This window comes from Mesorhizobium sp. AR10, assembly GCF_024746795.1.
GTDB lineage: Bacteria > Pseudomonadota > Alphaproteobacteria > Rhizobiales > Rhizobiaceae > Mesorhizobium.
Map to the genome: position 1 here is coordinate 179208 of NZ_CP080524.1, position 21846 is coordinate 201053.

General features: G+C 61.4%; 18 protein-coding genes. 10 read left to right on the top strand and 8 right to left on the bottom strand.

The window, feature by feature from the left end; all coding sequences use genetic code 11:
- Positions 1–176: 176 nt before the first annotated feature.
- Positions 177–446 carry a DUF680 domain-containing protein gene (locus LHFGNBLO_RS04365; protein WP_258604674.1) on the bottom strand — a complete coding sequence of 90 codons (270 nt, stop codon included), beginning with the start codon at positions 444–446 and terminating at the stop codon, positions 177–179.
- Between the two features lie 1533 nt (positions 447–1979).
- On the opposite strand from LHFGNBLO_RS04365, the gene LHFGNBLO_RS04370 reads away from it, so the two are divergent.
- From LHFGNBLO_RS04370 to LHFGNBLO_RS04390, 5 genes are all read left to right on the top strand, one after another.
- Complete coding sequence (locus LHFGNBLO_RS04370) at positions 1980–2972, top strand: LacI family DNA-binding transcriptional regulator (RefSeq protein ID WP_258604676.1); 993 nt, start codon at positions 1980–1982, stop codon at positions 2970–2972.
- An 89-nt stretch (positions 2973–3061) separates the two neighbouring features.
- Positions 3062–3829, top strand: a complete 768-nt coding sequence (locus tag LHFGNBLO_RS04375; protein ID WP_258604678.1) for an SDR family oxidoreductase — start codon at positions 3062–3064, stop codon at positions 3827–3829.
- Positions 3798–4370, top strand: coding sequence for a gluconokinase (locus LHFGNBLO_RS04380; protein ID WP_258604680.1), 573 nt, complete (start codon positions 3798–3800; stop codon positions 4368–4370). Before LHFGNBLO_RS04375 ends, LHFGNBLO_RS04380 begins: the two co-directional genes overlap by 32 nt.
- 16 nt (positions 4371–4386) lie before the next feature.
- Positions 4387–5334 (top strand): 2-hydroxyacid dehydrogenase, encoded by a 948-nt coding sequence (locus tag LHFGNBLO_RS04385; protein ID WP_258604681.1) that lies wholly within the window; start codon positions 4387–4389, stop codon positions 5332–5334.
- A gap of 10 nt (positions 5335–5344) precedes the next feature.
- Positions 5345–6376 (top strand): L-idonate 5-dehydrogenase, encoded by a 1032-nt coding sequence (locus LHFGNBLO_RS04390; RefSeq protein ID WP_258604682.1) that lies wholly within the window; start codon positions 5345–5347, stop codon positions 6374–6376.
- On the opposite strand, the gene LHFGNBLO_RS04395 is transcribed toward LHFGNBLO_RS04390, so the two are convergent.
- The 5 genes from LHFGNBLO_RS04395 to LHFGNBLO_RS04415 all read right to left on the bottom strand — a co-directional run bounded on the left by LHFGNBLO_RS04395 (position 6369) and on the right by LHFGNBLO_RS04415 (position 12060).
- A complete protein-coding gene (locus LHFGNBLO_RS04395) occupies positions 6369–7388 on the bottom strand; it encodes an aldo/keto reductase (RefSeq protein WP_258604684.1) in 1020 nt (339 codons plus the stop codon). The two genes, LHFGNBLO_RS04390 and LHFGNBLO_RS04395, sit on opposite strands and share 8 nt — an antisense overlap.
- A gap of 11 nt (positions 7389–7399) precedes the next feature.
- Positions 7400–8377, bottom strand: a complete 978-nt coding sequence (locus tag LHFGNBLO_RS04400; RefSeq protein WP_258604686.1) for an ABC transporter permease — start codon at positions 8375–8377, stop codon at positions 7400–7402.
- A complete protein-coding gene (locus tag LHFGNBLO_RS04405) occupies positions 8374–9363 on the bottom strand; it encodes an ABC transporter permease (protein WP_258604687.1) in 990 nt (329 codons plus the stop codon). Before LHFGNBLO_RS04405 ends, LHFGNBLO_RS04400 begins: the two co-directional genes overlap by 4 nt.
- Complete coding sequence (locus LHFGNBLO_RS04410) at positions 9360–10898, bottom strand: sugar ABC transporter ATP-binding protein (protein WP_258604688.1); 1539 nt, start codon at positions 10896–10898, stop codon at positions 9360–9362. The genes LHFGNBLO_RS04405 and LHFGNBLO_RS04410 overlap by 4 nt, the downstream gene beginning before the upstream one ends.
- Positions 10899–11037: 139 nt before the next feature.
- A complete protein-coding gene (locus LHFGNBLO_RS04415; protein ID WP_258604689.1) occupies positions 11038–12060 on the bottom strand; it encodes a substrate-binding domain-containing protein in 1023 nt (340 codons plus the stop codon).
- A gap of 310 nt (positions 12061–12370) precedes the next feature.
- Here LHFGNBLO_RS04415 and LHFGNBLO_RS04420 point away from each other — a divergent pair, with 310 nt between their 5' ends.
- Complete coding sequence (locus LHFGNBLO_RS04420) at positions 12371–13357, top strand: aldo/keto reductase (protein ID WP_258604690.1); 987 nt, start codon at positions 12371–12373, stop codon at positions 13355–13357.
- Between the two features lie 1692 nt (positions 13358–15049).
- A complete protein-coding gene (locus LHFGNBLO_RS04425; RefSeq protein WP_258604692.1) occupies positions 15050–15802 on the top strand; it encodes a pseudouridine synthase in 753 nt (250 codons plus the stop codon).
- 23 nt (positions 15803–15825) lie between these two features.
- Here LHFGNBLO_RS04425 and LHFGNBLO_RS04430 read toward each other — a convergent pair whose 3' ends face one another.
- Together LHFGNBLO_RS04430 and LHFGNBLO_RS04435 are read right to left on the bottom strand one after the other, a co-directional pair.
- A complete protein-coding gene (locus LHFGNBLO_RS04430; RefSeq protein ID WP_258604694.1) occupies positions 15826–16401 on the bottom strand; it encodes a histidine phosphatase family protein in 576 nt (191 codons plus the stop codon).
- Positions 16402–16551: 150 nt separating this feature from the next.
- On the bottom strand, positions 16552–17883 hold the full coding sequence (locus tag LHFGNBLO_RS04435; RefSeq protein WP_258604695.1) for a dicarboxylate/amino acid:cation symporter: 1332 nt from the start codon (positions 17881–17883) through the stop codon (positions 16552–16554).
- Positions 17884–18113: 230 nt separating this feature from the next.
- Between LHFGNBLO_RS04435 and LHFGNBLO_RS04440 the strand changes: the two genes are divergently transcribed.
- From LHFGNBLO_RS04440 to LHFGNBLO_RS04450, 3 genes are all read left to right on the top strand, one after another.
- The gene (locus tag LHFGNBLO_RS04440) at positions 18114–19973 is read left to right on the top strand and encodes a sensor histidine kinase (protein ID WP_258604697.1); all 1860 of its coding nucleotides are present in this window, start codon (positions 18114–18116) and stop codon (positions 19971–19973) included.
- Positions 19970–21325 carry a sigma-54-dependent transcriptional regulator gene (locus LHFGNBLO_RS04445; protein ID WP_258604700.1) on the top strand — a complete coding sequence of 452 codons (1356 nt, stop codon included), beginning with the start codon at positions 19970–19972 and terminating at the stop codon, positions 21323–21325. The genes LHFGNBLO_RS04440 and LHFGNBLO_RS04445 overlap by 4 nt, the downstream gene beginning before the upstream one ends.
- Before the next feature lie 169 nt (positions 21326–21494).
- Positions 21495–21839, top strand: coding sequence for a hypothetical protein (locus LHFGNBLO_RS04450; RefSeq protein WP_319944210.1), 345 nt, complete (start codon positions 21495–21497; stop codon positions 21837–21839).
- The last annotated feature ends 7 nt before the right edge of the window (positions 21840–21846 follow it).

The window sequence follows — 21846 nt, forward strand, 5'->3', positions numbered from 1 at the left end:
TCGGTGGTTCCCGGAGGGCGACGCCAGCGCGCTCTCGGCTCGCCCCTCCTGGAGCAGCCAGCCAGGTTCGAGATCAGCGAGGATCTTTCTCCAGTGGCCGCGAGGCGATCGAAAAGCGGCGGGCGAGCCCCGCCGCCTGGAAGTCGGATGTCGATCGTGCTGGCCGACTTTTGTTATCAGCGCCCCCAGATACCCTGGCCATAACCGGGTGCGGGAATATCGAAGCTCGAATTCCCCCCCACGGTCGGTGCGCTGTTGACAGTGCTGATACTCGCTGTACCGCTTAGGTCGACCGAGTAGGAGTGGTCCGACGCGGCAGAAGGTTTGACCATCGGATAGTCGTGACCGGAGCCATAGTTGTAATCCGAGCCATAGTGGTCGCTGCCGGCAACAGCTAGGCCGGAGACAAACAAGAACGCGGCAGTGGTAAGAACGATCTTCTTCATTTCAATTCTCCATATTTGACGGTTAGCATTAGGCCTCAGCGCCGTTCATACGATCCACGACCAGCTAACGTCTGTGACGTTATTCACAAACTTACGACCCCGAGGGCGATCAGCGGTTTGTTCGGAGGTTCGATCCGGACGACATTGCGAGTTTGGAGCGCGCTTGCGTCAACGCAGAAGTTGACGTTCTCAGTCTGGTACCAGCCAAGCCGAGTAACTATGGGTCCTCCCTGATTTGCGAGCGAGCGAAGCTCTCACCCAGCGCCAAGCCGGCAGGCCTCGCAGTTATCTGTCCCTTGGCCAACTGCCTGCCCGATCCATGAGAATACAGGTCCGCTTGCGCCCGGTTTTCAGATCTTTGGTAAGGCGGATCGGAATGGCCGTTTTGGGTCAAGAGCGTGAGTAGGCAAACATTGCCTGCCCAAGCCGCGTCCCCCAGCCGAAGAGTCGCGACCGCGCCCGAAGCGGCCAAACGGGCACGAGATCTGAAAAGAGGGCAATTGCCGGAAGCAGACGGTCCGGTTCTGGAACGAACTAGCCAGAAAACTGCCATTCCGCTGACGGCCAAATGCGGCCGGACCGCAATGCGCCTAATGTCGGCCGTAGAGATCAGCTTTGCAGCATCCTGAAAGCAGACATCGCCGGCGATCACGCTGGAGGTCGTGGTTGCGCCTTCTTTTTATTTTCGCACGTCAGTTTCGGCAAAGCGCCAGTTGCAGCCCTTCGACAGTAACAGCCTGAATGTCTGAGAAGGGTCCAGATCGCGTCGATGCGCAAAATCGGCGCTGCATGTGGGGCAGGGAAGGGCGCATGTGCCCCGACCACGCCCTCGCAGGACACTACCTACATTTGCTTTCTATCAACCGTCGCATGACGATTCGGCAGGCCAAAGTGAAACTCGCAAATCCCTGGTGTCAGGTGAAATTGGATCGAGCCTGACGAGTCGTGATCCACAATGGTCGTAGGGTGTCGAGCGGGATTGTTGTGCATTAAAAGACCCGGGCCAGAATCGTATTTTAGTTAAATACTTGCGTTCAAGTGGTGGCGATCTGGGGTGGCTAATTGGGGTATGTAGAAAGTGACTACTTGTGACCTTCCACGCTTGGGCATGATCACATTCGCTCTGACGTCCTGATCAACAACAGATTCCGAACGCTTACCTGTCTGGCTTACGCCCTCGGAATTCACTGCGCCGACGGCAGCAGGCGGCCAGGTTTGAATGGGCCTTTCGGGTCGAGGCTTGAAAGCGTCGAACCGCGGACTTGGTCACCATCCCGCCGGACTCGACAAGCTCGACTGACTACTCTGTCTTCGTAATGGCACCAATGCTTTCGCATGGCCTCCTTGGCCTGCCTCGAAGAAAAGCCTGCCTAGGGGAATGCTAGCGGAATGTGCTTCCGAATCACCGTGTTCTTGTTTGGAAGCTGTTGCCACGCAGCGCTGATATCGGTAACAAGATATTCGAAATTGTGGCGGGTGAAAAAATTGGCCAAGGGGTCCATTTCAAAGGCGGCGGATCAGGAAGCGCCAACGATGGCGGATGTCGCCCGCCTTGCCGGCGTTTCGACCATGACTGTTTCCCGGGCGCTCAAGCAGAATGGCCAGGTCTCCGGACCGACCCGAGAGAAAATCATCAAGGCGGTCAACGAACTCGGTTATGTGCTTGACCATTCTGCCGGCACTCTGTCGTCGAGGCGTACGGGCTTTATCGCTGCTCTGGTTCCATCCATCAACAATTCCAACTTTTCCGACACCGCACGCGGGATCACCGAAGAGCTCCAGCGCGCCGGTTTGCAGCTTATGCTTGGATACACGGACTACTCGGAACAAAAAGAAGAGGAATTGATCGAGACGATGCTGCGCCGTCGGCCCGAGGGCATCATTCTCACCGGGGGTGTCCATACCGAACGCGCTCGGCGCATGCTCAAGATGGCGGCAATTCCTGTCGTGGAGACATGGGATTTGCCAGCTGATCCGATTGACCAGGTTGTGGGCTTTTCGAATGAAGAGGCCATGGCGCTGTTGACTCGCACGCTTGCCGGACGTGGCTACCAACGGTTCGGCTTCATTGGCGGGACGTCGGCGCGAGACCAGCGCGGCGACCAGCGGCGCAGGGGCTTCATCCGCGCTCTCGATGAGTTGGGATTGCCACCTGGCCGACTGGCGTCCTTCGGCGTTCCGCCAATATCCATCGAGCAGGGCGGTCAGGCGATTGCAATGATGCTGGAGCGCTGGCCCGACACGGAAGTCGCCATCTGCGTTTCCGATCTGTCCGCATTCGGCGCCCTCATGGAATGCAAGCGCCGTGGTTTGGCCGTACCCGGCGATATCGCAATCGCCGGCTTTGGCGACTACGAGGTCGGAGCTTTTTGCTTTCCGCGGATCACCAGCGTCAATGTCGATTGCTACGGCATCGGCCAGCAGGCCGCGGCGCGGGTGGTGCAAATCCTTGGCGGCAAGGAGACCTCGCGCCACCAGGAAATCGTGCTCACGTCGTTCCGGGTTGTCGAGCGCGAAAGCACCTAGAGCGTTCGATACTGCAAAAGCCGCTTGATAGTGTTATCGATAACATAAACACTGGCTGGGACGCTCGATTGTGATGAACGAGGAAGCCATTGCGACCCCCACTTTTCGATCTCAGCGGCAAAAGAGCATTGGTGACCGGATCCAGCCGTGGCATCGGTTTTGCCATCGCCGAGGGACTGGCGCGGCATGGCTCGGCCGTTGTGCTCAATGCACGCGACACGACTGGACTGGAGTCCGCACGTGGCCGGCTGGCGGCCGATGGTTATTCGGTGGTGTCAGTGCCTTTCGATGTTACGGATCATTCAGCTTCGCGGCAGGGCGTCGACGAGATCGAGCGTGACATCGGGCCGATCGACATCTTGGTCAACAATGCCGGCATGCAGCATCGCGCGCCGCTGGAGGAGTTTCCTGCAGAGCGCTGGGATGAACTGTTTCGCACCAATGTGTCGAGCGTGTTCAATGTCGGTCAGGCGGTTGCCCGCCACATGATCAAGCGTGGCCAGGGCAAGATCATCAATATCGGCTCGGTACAGAGCGAACTCGCCCGCCCCAACATCGCACCCTATACAGCCACCAAAGGCGCGGTGCGCAATCTGACCCGCGGCATGGCGACCGACTGGGCCAGATACGGTCTGCAGGTCAACGCCATCGCTCCGGGATATTTCAAGACCGTTCTCAATCAGGCCTTGGTGGATGACGCGGTGTTTTCCACTTGGCTGCAGGGACGCACACCCGCGGGACGCTGGGGCGAAGTCGAAGAACTGGTCGGCGCCGCTGTGTTCCTCGCCAGCGCTGCGTCATCCTTTGTCAATGGACATACGCTCTATGTCGATGGCGGCATCTCGATCTCGCTCTGAGCCGGCACTGGCCGTGGTGATGGGCGTGTCCGGCTCGGGAAAGACCTGCGTCGGCGCGCCCCTGGCCTGGCAACTTGGCGTCCGCTTCCTCGAAGGCGACAGCCTGCATCCGCGTTCCAACGTCGATAAAATGTCGAGGGGTATTCCACTGACCGATGATGATCGCTGGCCGTGGCTCGATCGCATCGGCAACGCGCTGCGTGATGCGGCAAGGCAAGGCGGCGGTTTGATTGTTTCCTGCTCGGCGTTGAAGCGCAGCTATCGCGAGCGTCTGCGGGACACCGCCGAAGGGCTCGCCTTCATCCATCTCACCGGAAGCGAGACACTGCTTGCGGAGCGTCTTGGGAGCCGCACCGGCCATTTCATGCCGGCGCATCTTCTGGCCAGCCAGTTGGCGACGCTGGAATCCACGCGCGGCGAATTGCGCATGATCGATATCGACATCGGCCCTCCGCCCGAGGCGATTGTCGCACGCGCGGCGCGTTTCCTGAGTGACCTTCAGGCGCCAAATATGATCAGCGCGCGGGGCGTCCTGGATTGATTTTGGAGGTGAGACTTTGACCAAGGTGGAAATTCTACAGGTTGGCGGTTATCCCCCCGCAGACGAGGAGGCGCTCAACCAACGGTTCATCACGCATCGCTATTTCGAGGCTGCCGACAAGGCGGAGTTTCTCGAAAGAAACGGCGCCAATGTCAGGGCGATCGCAACGCGCGGCGAACTTGGCGCCAGCCGTGAAATGATTGCCGCGCTGCCAAAACTCGAGATCATCTCGATCTATGGCGTTGGCTATGACGCGGTTGATCTCGCGGCGGCGCGCGATCGCGGCATCCGGGTTACCAACACTCCCGACGTGCTGACCAAGGATGTCGCCGATTTCGGCGTTGCCATGATGCTTGCACTCGCCCGCGGCATCATCGGCGGCCAGGACTGGGTGAGGTCTGGCGACTGGGCGCGCAAGGGTGGCTATCCGCTGCAGCGGCGGGTCCATGGCAAACGTGCAGGTATCCTCGGCCTCGGCCGGATCGGCTACGAGGTCGCGCGGCGGCTAGCGGCATTCGATATGGACATTGCCTACTCCAGTCCCGAGCCCAAGGCGCATGCCGGCGAATGGGCCTATGTGAAAGATCCGGTCGAACTGGCTGCGCGGTCCGATATCTTCTTTGTCACTCTGGCGGCATCGGCGAAAACCCGCCATATCGTCGGGCGCGGGGTGATCGAGGCGCTTGGGCCCGAAGGCATGCTGATCAACATTTCACGCGCCGCCAATATCGATGAGGTCGCCTTGCTGGACGCGTTGGAGGGCCGGATGCTTGGCTCGGCTGCTCTCGATGTCTTTGACGGCGAACCGAAGATCAATCCCCGCTTCCTTGCGCTCGAAAATGTGCTGATCCAGCCGCATCAGGCATCAGGCACGGCTGAAACCCGCAGGGCGATGGGCAAACTGGTGTTTGATAATCTGGCCGCCCATTTCGATGGACATGCACTTCCCACTCCAGTCTTGTAAGGCCAAAGCCATGCGTGCTGTCGTCATTCACCAGAAGATGGATCTGCGGATCGACGAGCGGGAGATTTCTCCCCCTGGTCCGGGCGAAGTGCAGGTTAGGCTTGCCGTCGGCGGCATATGTGGATCCGACCTGCATTACTATCAGCATGGCGGCTTCGGTACCGTCCGGCTCAAGGAACCGATGATCCTCGGCCATGAGGTGTCTGGGCACATCGCGGCCCTGGGCGAAGGCGTTTCGGGGTTGTCGATGGGCGACCTTGTCGCCATCTCGCCGTCGCGCCCGTGCGGCCATTGCCGCTATTGCGCCTCGGGTATGCGAAATCAGTGCCTGAATATGCGGTTCTATGGCTCGGCCATGCCTTTTCCCCATATCCAGGGAGCCTTCCGTGAGCTGCTGAACTGCGACGCCGCCCAGTGTGTGCCGGCAGCCGGTCTGAGCCCTGGCGAAGCGGCGCTGGCCGAACCGTTCTCCGTCATTCTCCACGCGGCGCGTCAGGCGGGTGACTTGATGGGTGGCCGGGTGCTGGTGACCGGTTGCGGTCCCATAGGGGTTCTCGCCATCGCAGAAGCGCGGCGGGCTGGCGCGATCGAGATCGTCGCCACCGATATCGCCGATGCCGCCCTGACGCTGGCCGGCCGGCTTGGCGCCGACCGTACCATCAATGTCGCATCAGACCCCGACGCTCTCGAGTCCTACCTGCCGAACAAGGGTTACTTCGATGCCATGTTCGAATGTTCAGGCTCGGCAGCTGCGCTCGCGCAGGGCATGGCGGGGGTACGGCCGCGCGGCGTCGTGGTTCAGGTTGGTCTTGGCGGTGACATGAAGGTTCCTGTGCAGTTGCTGACGGCCAAGGAATTGCGGCTTCATGGCACATTCCGGTTTCACGAGGAATTCCCGCTTGCCGTCGAATTCATGCGCTCGGGTCTTGTCGATCTGAAACCGATGATCAGCCACACGCTGGCGCTCGACCGGGCGGTCGAGGCGTTCGATCTGGCCGGCGACCGTTCGCAGGCCATGAAGGTCCAGATAGACTTCAACTAATCTCGGCGAGAGCGTTGTTCGCCGCAAGCTCATCCCAAAAGGCTTCGGAAATTTCGGCGCCGAACCAGGACAGCGCTGATGACAGTTCCTTGCCGTTGCGCAGGCCAGGAAGCACGACTGCAACCGCCTTGTGTCGAAGCGGGAATTGCAAGGCGGCGGCGGGCAGGGCAACACCGTGAGACCGGCAGATATCTTCCAGGGCAGCGACCCGCTCAAGCACCGCTCCGGTGGCTGGCGCATGATCATACGTGGTGGTGACGCGTGAGCCGGTCACCAAGATGCCGGAGTTGAATGGCGCGCCGGCAATTATCGAAATGTCACGTTTGACACACTCGTCGAAAAGCACGTCGGTGTTGGACTGTTCGAGCAAGGTGTATCTGCTTGCCAGCAGGAACACGTCCATATCGCCATACTGCAAGGATTCGAGGCAAGGTTCGACCGTATTGACGCCAAGCCCGATCGCCTTGATATCCCCGCTGGAGCGCAGTTCGCTCGCGGCTTTCAGGCCGCTTTCCATCGCGATCTTGAAATGTCTCGCATACTCGTCCGGAGCATGCATGTCGCGTGACAGGTCATGGATCAGCAGGATGTCGATCCTGCCGAGCCCGAGGCGATGCAGGCTCGCTTCATATGAGCGCATGATCCCGTCATAGCTATAGTCGAACACGAAATCGAATGGCATCGGGCTGTCGAAGGCCGAAGGCGCGCGTTGGCTGACGCCGCCGGCAAGCGGGTACAACAGCCTGCCCACCTTGGTGGAAAGGGCAAAGCTGTCACGCGGCAGGTTGCGCAGCGCATCTCCCATGCGGCGCTCGCTCAGGCCAAAACCATAAAATGGCGAGGTGTCGAAGAAAGCCACGCCTGCCGCCGCCGCATTCCGGATCACGGCGTCGACGTCGGAATCCTCGACCTTGCTGAACAGATTGCCGAAGGGTCCCCCGCCGACGCCGAGCGGCGACACCTCGACGGCGGAGCGGCCGATTTTGTTCGATCGGGAAAGAGTTCCGGCCATCTGCTTCTTCCCTAGAGATGGCGCGATCGCATGAACACGCGCAGGTCATTGAGATTTCGAATCCCGCCGAACACCACCAGTGTGCCGACGAGCACGGCACCGGTGACGATATCCTGCTGTTCCGGTGTCATGCCGATGAGGCCAAGGATGTTCTTGACGAACGCTAGCACCAAAAGCGCCACCAGAACGCCAAACAGGCTGCCCGACCCGCCGAAGATGTTCACGCCACCCAGCACGACCGCAGTGATGACAGGCAGTTCCAGCCCGATCGCCGTGTCGGAACGGGCGCTTGCGAGATAGGCGGTGAAGATGATTGCCGCGACCGAGCAGATGATCCCCGAGAGGATGAAGATGACGAGCATCTTTTGCCGCACATTGATGCCGGAATATTCGACCGCGACCTTGTTGTTTCCGATGGCGTAGATGGCCCTGCCGCCATACGTGCGGTGGAGGTAGAGGGCAAACCCCGCGAAAAGCACGAGGAACACCAGAACACTCCAGGGCACCGGCGTGCCTGGCACCGTGCCGAAGCCAAGCTCCTGGTACCAGTCCGGGAAGTCGCTCACGCCACGCTCCTTGAGCAGGATTTGCGCGATGCCTCGGTAGAGCGCCAAGGTACCGATGGTGACCACCAGCGAGGGCAGCCCGAAGCCGACGATGATCAGGCCATTGAACAGGCCCGCCAGGGCGCCTACCGCGACGCCGACCAGCATGGCGGTTTCGATCGGCAAATGCTGCTCGAGGCAGATGGCCATGATGGATGCGCAAAGGCCGACCATCGATCCGACCGAGATGTCGATCTCACCGGTGATGATGATCAGCGTCATCGGCAACGCGACGATTGCCGTGGGCGCCATTCCGGCCAGGGCGATCGAGATGTTGGAGGATGTGGCGAAATAGGGCGACACCTGTGCACCCATGATCAGCGTGGCGATCAGGATCACCAGCAGGAAGCTTTCCCAACGCAGCAGGCGCGTCCATGCTTTCATCGCGCATCTCCTCGCTTCTGTCTGGGCGTCCTTCCATCACGAAGGGTAATGCGGCTGTACAGGATCACCGTAACCAGGATCGCGGCGCCGATCATGGCCTGAAGCCAGAACTGATCCATGCCGAGAAGTTGAACCCCGTTCTGCAGCACGACAAAGATCGCGGCACCTATGGCCGCTCCATAGACCGAGCCGCTGCCGCCAAAGATGCTGACGCCGCCAACGACGGCGGCGGATATGGTTTGCAGTTGCAGGTCTGGCGCGATAACCGCGTCGATCGTGCCGAAACGAGCGCCCCAGAGCACGCCGGTCAAGCCACACAGGCCACCCGACAACAAGAACAGATAGGCGCTGTGCCATCTGACGCTGATGCCGGCAAATTCGGCGCCCTCGCTGTTGCTGCCCACAGCGTAGATGTTGCGCCCGGTGCGGGTGTAGTGCGCCAGAATGCCAAGGAGCAGGGTCAAGCCAATGGCAATCCAGATAAGCGGCGACAGACCGGCGATGGTCTTCTGGGCGAAGGCGCCATAATCTGGAGGCAAGATGGTCGCCGAGATCTGGCGGCCTCCAGCATAGACGATGGCGCCGCCGCGATAGATGGCGAGTGTGCCGAGCGTCGCGACGATCGCCGGGATCCTCAGCCCCGCGACCAGCAGGGCGTTGCCGGCACCGAGCAGCAACCCGACACCGATGCCGACCAGAAAGACCAGCACAAGCGGGCTGTCCGGATTTCCCGACAGCCATTCGGTTGCGACGAAAGCGCTGCCGGCGACGATGGCTCCAACCGAAAGATCGATCTGGCGGCCGATGATCAGAAGCGCCTGTCCGAGCGCCACAATGCACAAAAGCGTTCCCGAAAGCGCGATCTGTTCAAGATTCTGAAGGCCGAGAAAACGCGGCTCGCGCAAGGCGATGCCGATGCAGATGATGATGAGGACAAGCAGCAGCTTGAGTTCGCGCGATCTTGTCAGGGCGACCAGCGCACTCATGCCTTCCGCTCCGCCACGCGGGCATGGGTGGTCTGCGGGGCATGGGCGGCAGCCAGCAGCATACGCTGCCGGTCGAATTCGGGACGTGCGAGCTCCGTGGCGATGCGGCCATTGCGGAACACGAGGATCCGATCGGCCATGCCGATCAGTTCGCCTGCATCGTCACTGATCATGATGATCGACAAACCTTCTGTCGCAAGCTGCGATATGACACGGTGGATTTCCGACTTGGCGCCGACGTCAATGCCGCGCGTCGGTTCATCGAGGATCAACAGTTTCGGCGATGGCATCAGCCATTTGGCCAACAGCACCTTCTGCTGATTGCCTCCCGACAAGGTGCCGGTCACCTGCTCGATGCCGGAGGAGACCACGCGCATGCGCTCGGCATATTGACTGGCGATCTGGCGTTCGCGACCACGATCGATAAAGCCAAACCGCCCCGACAGCTTGCGCAGGATCGGCATGGTCTCGTTGGCGCGAATGGGAAACTGCAGCACCAGTCCTTGCTTGTGCCGGTCTTCGGGAACCAGCGAAATGCCATGCGCCACCGCTTCCCTGGCTGACTTCGGGGCGATCGTCTCGCCAACCATGGTGAAGGTTCCGGCATCCGGCTTGATCATGCCAAAAAGCATGTTGGCGACTTCCGAGCGGCCGGCGCCGACCAGGCCGAAGAAACCGAGAATCTCACCCGACCGGACCTCGAAACTCACGTCCTCGACCAGATCGGCGCCTTTGAGACCGCGAACGCTCAGGACGGGATCGCCGATCGTTGCTTCCTGCTTGGGATAGAAGGATTCCAGTTTCGTGCCGATCATCGCGCGGACAATGGTTTCGGCGGTGAAATCCTTGGTCGGTGCCGTGACGACATGCCGGCCGGATCGCAACACAGTGGTGTCGTCCGAGAAGTCGAGGATCTCATCGATGAAATGGGTCACGAACAAAACCGCGACACCGTCGGCTTTCAGCCGTCCCACCACGTCGAAGAGGCGAGCGACTTCCCGACTCGACAAGGCTGATGTCGGCTCATCCAGGACCAGGACGCGCGCGTCGATGGCAAGGGCCCGGGCGATCTCGATTGCCTGCCGCTCGGCAACGCCGAGTAGTTTTACCGGCGAAAGCACATCGATATCGACGCTCAACCGGGCCAGCAATTCGCGCGAACGCTCGATCATCTGTCGCCAGTCGATACCACCCAGCCGGCGAGGCTGGCGGCCGATGAACACGTTCTCGGCAACCGTCAGGTCGGGGAAGAGCGCGGGATGCTGGTGAACAACCGCAACGCCACGCTTCTGGCTGTCGAGCGGGCCGAGCAAATGAGCGTCCTGGCCATTGATTACGACGCGGCCGCTGTCCGGCCGATGGACGCCGCCGATGACCTTGACCAGCGTGCTCTTGCCGGCACCGTTCTCGCCGGCAAGTGCATGCACCCGGCCCGCTTCGAGAGACAGTCCGACGCCGCTCAGAACATTGACCGTGCCAAAGCGCTTGTGAATGTCGTGCAACTCAAGGGCGGCAACAATGGAGGCGGCAACCATGGGCAAACAGCTCTGTTGGTCGGCGCGCACGGCATGAGCGCCAAGTCTGGAGCGGGTTTCGCTCGGCTCGAATCGATACCATGCTCCAGACTATCGGTGCAGCAAAGCCGCCACGCCGATAGTCTGGCGCGAATATCGCCTAGAAGGGATAATCCTTGTAGTTCTTTGCGGTGAATTCGACGGGCGTACCGGTAATGATCTGGCCGTTGTCGCCGATGGTGTAGGTGCCTGGCCACTTGCCCTTGCTCACCGTTACCGAGTCGCCGGGCTTGCCTTCGATCTTGCCTTCGGCGAGAGCCTTGGCAACATAGTAGGACACATAGCCGAGCTTGCTCGGATCCCAGAGGTAGAAACCGCCGATGGTGCCATCGAGCATGTAGTCAGCGGTGATGCTGGGCACGCAATTGCCAGAAAGCTTGATCACGCCCTTGCCCTTGTTGACGGATTCCAGCGCTCGCGCCACCGCGGGCAGGCCGGGGCAGGTCGGCGCAAAAATGCCCTTGAGGTCGGGATATTTGGTCGTCAAGGCAACGGTCGCATCAAATGCCTTCTGCTCGTTGTCGTAGCCGTAAACGGTGTCCACCAGTTCAAGGCCTGGGTGTTTTGAAACCTCATCCTTGAAGGCCTCGATCCACAGGTTCTGGTTCGCCGCGGTCGGCTGTGCCGAAACCACCGCGACCTGGCCCTTCGGGTCCGGCCCAAGTTCACGGATCAGGAGTTCGGCGCCGAAGCGTCCGATCGAGTCACTCGTCGCCTGGTTGACGAACACGGTGCGACCGCCGCTGGCGTCAGCGTCGAAGGTGATCACCTTGGCGCCCAATTTTGCCGCGCGCTTCATTGCCGGCACCACTGCGTCGGGATCGTTCGGTGCGACGGCGATGGCCGGAATATGGCGATCGGCCAGGCTGTTGATGATATCGACCTGCGCCTTGGCGCTGGCTTCGGTGGGACCATAGTTCTTGACGCTGCCGCCGGCCTCTTCGGCCGCGATCTTCGCGCCGGCCAGCGTCGCGTTGTAATAAGGATTGGTGGTCGATTTGATCACCATGGCCAACTCGAAGTCGGCGGCCTGCACCGCTCCACTCATCATCAAGCCGCCGGGAATGGCCGTCATCGCGGCCAGCGCACCCGCGGCAAAAGTCCGCATAAGCCTTCTGGACATCTCAATTCCTCCCTTGTTGTTGCAGTTCAGTTCCGACCCCGCTTTCGCGTGAAGGCCAGCCTCGTTGCTCTCTCCGATGTGCCTCCACGCCAGACGGAAGACTGGCGCCAACCTCCCTGGTTGACGCGGCACGATCGATGTGGATAGTCGTTACATGTTATCGATATCAAGTCAAGCAAACGCTCGGTGATAAGGCTCGTTTCTGCCGAAATAGTGGTGATTCCGGAGCAGATTCATCTGGCAGCGGTCCTTAGAATTATGTTACCGATATCTGCGAAGAAGATTGACCTTTACGAGGAGACGCATCGTCATGAAAAATCGTCCATTTGGCCGTTTGGGCCGCAACGTCAGCGAGATCGGATTTGGTTCCTGGGGCATCGGCGGCGGCCAATGGGTCGAGGTCGAGGAGAACCAGGCGCTGGCTGCGCTTGATGCGGCACTTGATCTGGGCGTGACATTCATCGACACCGCTGACGTCTATGGCGACGGCCGTTCCGAAAAGCTCATCGCCAAGGTGCTCAAGAGGCGAGGCGGTCCGCGTCCGTTCATCGCGACCAAACTCGGCAAACGGCTGCCGAGCCAGGTGGTGTCGGGATACACGCTTGAGAACATGAAAGGCTGGGTGCAGCGCAGCCTGGATTTTCTGGAGACCGACGCGCTCGATCTAGTGCAACTGCATTGTCCTCCAACCGATCTCTATTACCATCAGGAGGTTTTCGCCGCGCTCGATGAGATCGTCGCCAGCGGCAGGCTGAAGGCCTATGGCGTCAGCGTCGAGCGCATCGAGGAAGCGCTCAAGGCGATCGAGTTTCCCAATGTGGCGAGCGTGCAGATCATCTTCAACATTCTGCGCCAGCGACCGATCGATCTGTTTTTCGAGCAGGCCAGGAATAAGAATGTTGCCGTCATCGCACGCGTCCCGCTGGCGAGCGGGTTGCTGTCGGGCAAGTTCAAGCCGGACAGTCAATTCGACAAGGCGGACCACCGCAACTTCAATCGCAATGGCGAAGCCTTCGATGTCGGCGAGACCTTTTCGGGCATGCCCTACGACAAGGGGCTCGAGGTGATCGAACGCATCCGGCCGCTCGTCGGCAGTGTCAGCATGGCGCAGTTCGCGCTGCGCTGGATCCTGATGTTCGATGCCGTCACGGTCGTCATTCCAGGCGCGAGGACTGCCGAACAGGCCAGATCGAATTCGCAGGCAGCCGCGCTCCCGGCATTGTCGCCTGAGGTAATGGCGCAGTTGAAGAAAATCTATGAGACTGACGTGAAACCGTTCGTGCATCAGCGTTGGTGAGCAGGGTGCGGCGGGGCTGCCATGGTGCGGCCCCGCCTGAAAACCCCAAAGCCCTTCCTCGAGGGCGATCTGTATGATGCGTGCGTTCGGCCGCTGCGTAGCGGCAAAGACCACGGCATCCGGAAGGCGTTTGGTGACAGCTTCCTCTTCCGTGGCGATGACGTCGCGGCTGGCGTCTAGAGTCCCACCGACGGCTTTCTGGGCCGGGAGCGGAACGGCTGCTTATTGATACGTTCATCCTGGTAGCGGACTGGCAGCATCCGGCCCAGTGCGGTCATTCGAGAACTGGCGGCGGATGACAGCTTTTGGCGCAGTTGAGACTTTGGTGCCGACGCAGAAACAAATATTTGTTCTGCAACGGCGATCTCTCTCGGTAGTCGGCCAGCCGCATGGATGTTGCAATTGTCATACAATGTGTGATACATCTTAACCAAGTTGAGTGGAAATTCTCTAACAAAATCAACACCGACCGGAGAAGGTGGACCAATCCGCCTCTGGGCACCAACTCTTTCCTGAGCAAATCAAAAGACGTTGGTGCAGACACGGGCTCCCGCCAAACCCGTTTCCGTCGCGCCGTGTTGCAAACCACGACCTATTCCGCTTCCGAAATGAAAACCCGCCACTGTGAGAGAACCCTTCGGTTGCGCGTTCCGGCGGTTAGGACTTCTTGTCGCCGTTTGGATTTGGTGCCGGTGCCTCTCTCACGTCTCGCGGTGGCGGATCGCTGGCTTCGGCGATGCTTCCTTGTCGCGACGACGTACAGGTGTCTTCTTCGGGTCGGGTTTCGGTGGTGGTTCTTTGATTTTGTCTGGCATGTCCAGTTAACCGGATCGCTCTTTTCTTGTTCCCATGTAGCCATCAAAAGGCCCGCCACCGGCAGGCAGCGGCTCGATTGTTTCGGTTACGGAATGATCCGTTCGCTTCCGATCGCTTGGCGATGATGACACGCAGTCGTCCGGCAATGCGCCGTCCCGCCATCAGAGATTGGAACGTCTACCCTTCGCCATTGGTGGCCATATGGGGAGAGCAGCCGGTCCCGCCAAGCCAGCGTAGAGATTGGTTCAACTGAGCATCAATCCTGCCAGGAACACCGTAACGAGTAGTGACACCGGAACTGCTAGAAGACAGCACATCTCCAAGGTCGTATTTTGCCGCGCATCCATCGTGCAGCCCTCTCTTTTGTCTTGTGTCATTTTGACACTAACGGACAGACGGAGGTAGCCGTTCCATGCGAGGCTGCTCTTAAGGGCTGTATGTGCTGTATATTAGCAACACCTTGATGAGCAGCACCGGCGTTACCATCATTCCCCTTCGCCGGCCCGGCCAATGGCGCAGGCCACAGGTGGGCGTCCTTGAAGTCTGAAATCGGTCTGCATCCGCCCGGTAGGGACACATTGTCAATATTGTATGCTCTGGTAAGCAGATTGCCAGATTTTGGCATAGATTTGGAGCATTTTGCCGACCTATTGTAAATTCTGCTGCCTCTACCTCACTCCTGGCCGCATGAAAGGGGAACGTTTGAGTCACGCACTGTCAGAGGTTTCCTGCGGTTCGTTCGAGGCAGGCCTTAGACAGCTGCTGCGCTGAAGAGTGCGTCGATTGCTACGGCGCGAGGGCAGGTTGCGAAGCCATTGCGGCGCATGGCATCTGTCATCGCCTCGATGGATCAATCCAGGGCAACAACGCAAGATCATGGTACCACGACAACCACCAAACATCGCCCGACCCACCACCGCCGGGGTCAGTCTCAACCGCGCCCTGTCGAAACTCGGCCTTTGCTCGCGCACGCAGGCGGAAGTGCTGATTGCCGAAGGGCGCGTTCGGGTCGGTGGCAAGGTGGTGCGCAATGCTGCCATGCGGGTCGACCTTAATCGCGACCGCATCATCGTCGACGACCGGCGCGTCGTTGCCGAGGCCAAGGTCTACCTGATGATCAACAAGCCGCGCGGGCTGGTCACCACACGAGACGACCCCGAGGGGCGCGGGACCGTCTATGACTGCCTCACGGGGCTCGACCTGCCTTTCGTGTCGCCGGTCGGTCGCCTCGACAAGGCCAGCGAAGGCCTGCTGCTGATGACCAACGACACGCGCTTCGCGCAGCGCCTGCTCGATCCCGTCTCTCACGTTGCCAAGGTCTATCACGTGCAGATCGGTGCTGTGCCCGACGAGGCAATGCGGGCGCGACTGCGCGCCGGCGTTACCGTCGACGGCGAGCTGCTGACGGCGCAGTCGATCGAGATCCTGCGCAGCGGCACCCGCACCGCCTGGCTTGAAGTCGTGCTCGACGAAGGCCGCAACCGCCATATCCGCCGGCTGCTCGGGGGGCATGACATCGAAGTGCTTCGCCTTGTGCGGGTTGCCATCGGCGCCTTGCAGCTCGGCGATCTCGCCAAAGGCAAGGCGCGGCATCTCACCGCGGATGAACTGGCGCTGTTTGCGGCTTGAGCGACACGCAGCCGGCGCGCTGGCTATCTCTGGTTCCATCGGCGGATGACCGGTTCAGTCAGGTCATGCTCGTAGCCGAGTACGCTCAGGCTTGCGGTGTCGAGAACAAGCAGCGCGCCGTCTTCAGGCGGCAGGCCGAGCCAGCGCGCTGCCAGCACCCTGAGGAAATGCGCGCTCGAAAATACCAGGACGCTGCCATCGATGCCGCGAAGCTGGCCAATGATCGCATCGGCTCGCGCGCCGACATCCGCTGCCATCTCGCCACTCGGACAGCCATCGCGAAACACGTTCCAACCGGGCCGCTCAACAAGAATCTGCTTGGTGGTCAGCCCCTCGTAGGCGCCATAGTCCCACTCCGCCAGATCGGCCTTCTTGACGCCGGAGAACCCGGCCAGCGTACAGGTGTTGAAGGCGCGCTGCGACGGGCTCGACCAGATCGCCGAAAAGGTCAGGCCCTTGAGCCTGTCCGCCACGCCGCGAGCGGCGGCTTCGCCCACCGCTGTCAACGGTATGTCGGTTCGGCCGGTATGCTTTCCCAAAGCGCTCCATTCCGTTTCGCCATGGCGAACCAGGTAGATTTCGGGAAACAAGCTGCTCATTCGCGGGCCTTTCGATTTTTTTGCAACCGCCTGCACCCTAGCCGGGAAGACCCGGCCAGCACCAGCCGAGCGAGCGCGTCGGTTGGTAAGAAAAACAGGCCGCAACCGGCGAACCGGCTGCGGCCTGAACAGCAATCGAAAGGCCTGCTATCAGGCGGGCTGCAGCCCGGGCAGCGAGAGGTCGACTTCCTCAGGCAGATCACCGGCCATCGCGGCGGCGAACTTGGTCTGGTCGAGTTCGCCTTCCCAGCGCGCCACGACCACGGTCGCAACCGCGTTGCCGACGAAGTTGGTCAGCGCCCGGCACTCCGACATGAAGCGGTCGACGCCGAGGATCAGCGCCATGCCGGCAACCGGCACTGAGGGAACGACCGAGAGCGTCGCCGCCAGCGTGATGAAGCCGGCGCCGGTGATGCCGGCAGCGCCCTTGGAGCTCAGCATGGCGACGGCCAGCAGCAGGATCTGGTCGCCATAGGTGAGTGGCGTGTCGGTCGCCTGGGCGATGAACAGCGCGGCAAGCGTCATGTAGATGTTGGTGCCGTCAAGGTTGAAGGAATAGCCGGTCGGGATGACCAGGCCGACCACCGAGCGGTTGCAGCCGGCACGCTCCATCTTGGCCATCAGACCGGGCAGTGCCGCTTCCGAGGACGAGGTCCCGAGAACCAGCAGCAACTCTTCCTTGATGTAGCGGATCAGCGCCAGGATCGAGAAGCCGTTGTAGCGGGCGACGGCGCCGAGCACGACCACCACGAAAAACAGCGCGGTCAGATAGAATGTGCCGATCAGCATGGCGAGGTTGGCGATCGAGCCAATGCCGTATTTGCCGATGGTGAAGGCCATGGCGCCGAAAGCGCCGATAGGGGCTGCCTTCATCAGGATGGCGACCAGGCGGAAGATCGGAGTGGTCAGCGCCTGCAGGAAATCGACGACCGGACGACCGCGATCGCCGACCATCGCCAGGGCGATGCCGAACAGCACGGAGAAGAACAGCACCTGCAGGATGTCGCCCTCGGCAAAAGCACCGGTGATCGTGTCGGGGATGATGTTCAGCAGAAAGCCGACGATGGTGGTGTCATGCGCCTTCTCGGCAAAGGCCGTCACCTTCGTGGCGTCGAGCGTGGCCGGATTGATATGCATGCCGGCGCCCGGCTGGACGACGTTGGAGACGACGAGGCCGACGACAAGCGCCAGCGTCGAGAACACCAGGAAGTAGATCATCGCCTTGCCGGCGACACGGCCGACCTTCTGCAGATCGGAAACGCCAGCGATGCCGGTCGCCACCGTCAGGAAAATAACCGGCGCGATGACCATCTTGACCAGCTTGATGAAGGCGTCACCGAACGGCTTCATCGCCGTGCCGATTTCGGGATAGAAATGACCGAGCAGCACGCCGGCGGCGATCGCCGCCAGCACCTGCACATAGAGATGCCGGTAAAAGGGTACCTTGCCGCGCGGTTCGGCGGCAGCGAATGCTGGCTGCATGACGTCCTCCATAGCGCCCCGATCGACCTCCCGGGGCAATTGCATTGACCTCCAGCAGCCTCGCGACTGCCGTATTGGGATTTGCAACTGCCGTGCCAGATCTTGCCGGAGGGACTCTTCCCTTGATTCCGTTGACTAATTTCGATACGGCGGACGCTTTTCGCGTGCGGAACGTGCGACTATCCGCATGGTCGAATTGTGCTTTGTGCGAAATCAGGCACAAATAGGCGATGCTGCAACGCCCTGCCGCTGCCTTGTCTTCGACGCCTGAGCAACTCCGCAGGCGGGCGCGCCGTGCCTGGCTGCTGTTTGCGACGATAGCGTTTGCGATCACCGCGGCGACGCTCTATGGCGCCGGTCTCTATGGCCGCACCGCCGAGGTCGGGACCTTGGCGACGCAAGGGCGCACCGATGCCAACCTGAAGGTCGCGCTGCTGCGCGCCGTGCTGGAAAGCCCGCGCGCGCTGCCTCTGCTTTTGTCGGAGGACCAGCAGGTGCATGATGCCCTGCTGCAGAAAAGTGCCGCGGCGACCGATGTGCTGAACCGAAAGCTCGAGGGGCTGGTCTCCGGCACCAAGGCCTCGGTGCTCTATGTCACCGGTATCGACGGGCTGGCGATCGCCTCCAGCAACTGGCGCGAGCCGACAAGCTTCGTCGGCAACGACTACGGGTTCCGCGCCTATGTCTCCGGGGCAATGCAGACCGGAACGGCGGAATATTTCGCGCTTGGCAATGTCAGCAAGCGCCCCGGCCTCTATATCTCGCGGCGTGTCGGCGATGCTGCCGCACCGCTTGGCGTCGTCGTGGTCAAGATGGAGTTCGACCAGCTCGAGGCCGACTGGCACGAGGCGAACCGCCCGGCCTATGTCAGCGACGAACACGGCGTCGTCCTGATCACCAGCGTACCGTCCTGGCGCTTCATGACGACGGCGCCGCTGGCCGGACCGGTGGTTGCCGCCATCCGCGACAGCCAGCAGTTCGGCGATGCACCGCTGGTGCCGTTGCCGATCACGCGTCCTGAGGCACTGAGCCCGGATGTGTCGATCGTCCATGCGGTGACACCGGGCGGCAGTGACGCGGAATATCTCAGGCTTTCCACCTTGATCCCTTCGACGCCGTGGCGGCTCGACTATCTCGTTCCGGCCGAGGCGCCGATTGCCGCAGCGATCCGCGAAATGCGGCTTCTGGCGCTCGGCGTCGTCATTCCGCTGCTCGGCCTCGCCGCCTACTTGCTCTGGCGCCGGCAGTCGGCGCAGATGCGGATCGCCGCAGAACAGGCGGCGCGCGTCGAGCTCGAACGCCGCGTCGTCGAGCGCACCGAGGATCTGAGCCGCGCCCGCGACCGGCTGCAGGCCGAGATCACCGGGCACCGCAGCACGGAAGCCAAGCTGCAGGTGGTGCAGCAGGAGCTGGTTCAGGCCAACCGCCTCGCCATCCTCGGCCAGGTCGCAGCCGGCGTCGCCCACGAGATCAATCAGCCGGTTGCCACCATACGCGCCTATGCCGACAATGCCCGCGTATTCCTCGACCGGAAGCAGACCGCGCCGGCCGCGGAAAATCTCGGCGCCATCGCGGCGCTGACCGAACGCATCGGCACCATCACCGAAGAACTGAAGGCCTTTGCCCGCAAGGGCCGCACCGCCGCCGAGCCGGTGGAGCTGCTCAGCGTCATCGAGGGCGCCGTGGTGCTGCTGCGAAGCCGCTTCGCCGGCCGGCTCGAGGCACTGACCATTGCGCTGCCGCCGCCAAGCCTCAAGGTCATGGGAAACCGCATCCGGCTCGAACAGGTGCTGATCAATCTGTTCCAGAACGCGCTGGAAGCACTGGAGGGCCGCGGCGACGCCAAGGTACAGGTTTGCGTCGAGGAGACGGTGGAAGGGGTCACGGTCGTCGTCTCCGACAATGGACCCGGCATTCCGGCTGCGATCCTCAAATCGCTGTTCACGCCATTCAACACCTCGAAGGAAAAAGGCCTCGGACTCGGACTCGTCATCTCGAAGGACATCGTCGCCGACTATGGCGGGCGGATCGAGGTTTCGAGCCGAAAAAGCGGCACGCGATTCACCGTACATCTCTCCAAGGCAGCATGATGGACCACGACACGGCGCCAATCATCCTGATCGATGACGACAGCGATCTTCTCAAGGCCACCGCGCAGACACTGGAGCTTGCCGGCTTTTCGGTGTCGGCCTTTGCCGTGGCGGCAGAGGCGCTGGCAACCCTCGACGCCGGTTTTGCCGGCGTGGTGGTATCCGACATCCGCATGCCCGAGATCGACGGCCTGCAGCTTTTCAACCGCATCCTGCGGCTCGACGCCGACATTCCGGTCATCCTCGTCACCGGGCATGGCGACATCGCCATGGCGGTCAAGGCGATCAAGGACGGCGTCTACGACTACATCACAAAACCCTTCGCCGCCGACCGGCTGGTCCAGAGTGTGCGGCGGGCAGTGGAGAAGCGCCGCCTGGTGATAGAGAATCGGGCCTTGCGCGAGGGAGCCGAGCAAGCGCAGGACGGCCTACCGCTGATCGGCCAGACACCGGCTATCGAGCGGCTGCGCCGAACGCTGCGGCAGATCGCCGACACCGATGTCGACGTGCTGGTGACCGGCGAAACCGGCTCCGGCAAGGAGGTGGTGGCGAGCCTGCTGCATCGCTGGAGCCGCCGCGCCAAGGGCAATTTCGTGGCGCTGAATTGCGGTACGCTGCCCGAAACCGTCATCGAGAGTGAATTGTTCGGCCATGAGGCGGGCGCCTTCACCGGTGCGCAGAAAAAGCGGATCGGCCGCATCGAGCATGCCAGCGGTGGCACGTTGTTTCTCGACGAGATCGAAAGCATGCCGCCGTCGACCCAGGTGCAGATGCTGCGGGTGCTGGAAATGCGCGAGGTCACGCCGCTCGGCACCAATGAGTTGCGGCCCGTGGATCTGCGCGTCGTCGCTGCCGCCAAGGTCGATCTCGGCGATCCGCGCCAGCGCGGCGCCTTCCGCGAGGATCTCTACTACCGGCTCAACGTGGTGACGATTTCCATTCCGCCGCTGCGCGAACGGCGCGACGACGTTTCCCTGCTCTTCTTCTATTTCGCCGAGCGCGCCGCTGGCCGCTTCCGGCGTTCGGTGCCCACCGTGCCCGCCACTGTCCACCGTCATCTTCACGACCATGACTGGCCGGGCAACGTGCGCGAACTGGCGCATTTTGCCGAGCGATTCGTGCTGGGTCTGGAAGAAGGAACGCAGGCGCCATCCCCTGCCCCGACTTCGACCGATGGCGCCATGCCGTTGCCGGAGCGCCTGGACCGCTACGAGGCCGACATCATCCGCGAGACACTTGGCCGCAATGACGGCGACGTCAGGCGCACGATCGACGCGCTGGGGATTCCGCGCAAGACCTTCTACGACAAGCTCCAGCGGCACGGCATCGTGCGCAGCGATTTTTCCAGATAGTTCGACGCAGTTGGGGTCAGGAGTATGCCACAACCGTTGAAGCCGAACCAAAAAACAGTGGCGAGTCAGCATCAGAAGGTGTTGAAGATCGCATCGAATGCCTTCGGCGGGACGTGATCTGTTGCGCTCGGCAAGTCTAGGTGATTTGTTGCCAGTTAGCGGAGAATGAATGATGCGAGAGCCTGTTGGTCAAGATGAGTATGGGTCGACCAGCCCCTTCGATCCGGACGATCTGTCGAGATTGAACGCGATCGGTCCGGGTCTGGGAGGCAACGACTTCGAGAAATACGCTGTCGCTGTGATCATCGTGTTCGGCGCCCTGATCATCGGCGGGCTGATGGCCGCTTCGATGACCTTCGGGCACCGCAACGGTTTCCTCTTCGCGCTTGGCGGCGCCACGTCGGCCTGGATATCGGGCAATGCGCTGTTGCTTGACCGGCCCCGCCTCTACGCCTTGTTCGTCGGCATTGCGGCCTTGATGTTGGTTGCATCCACCATCACGCTGGTCACCTGAGCAAGTC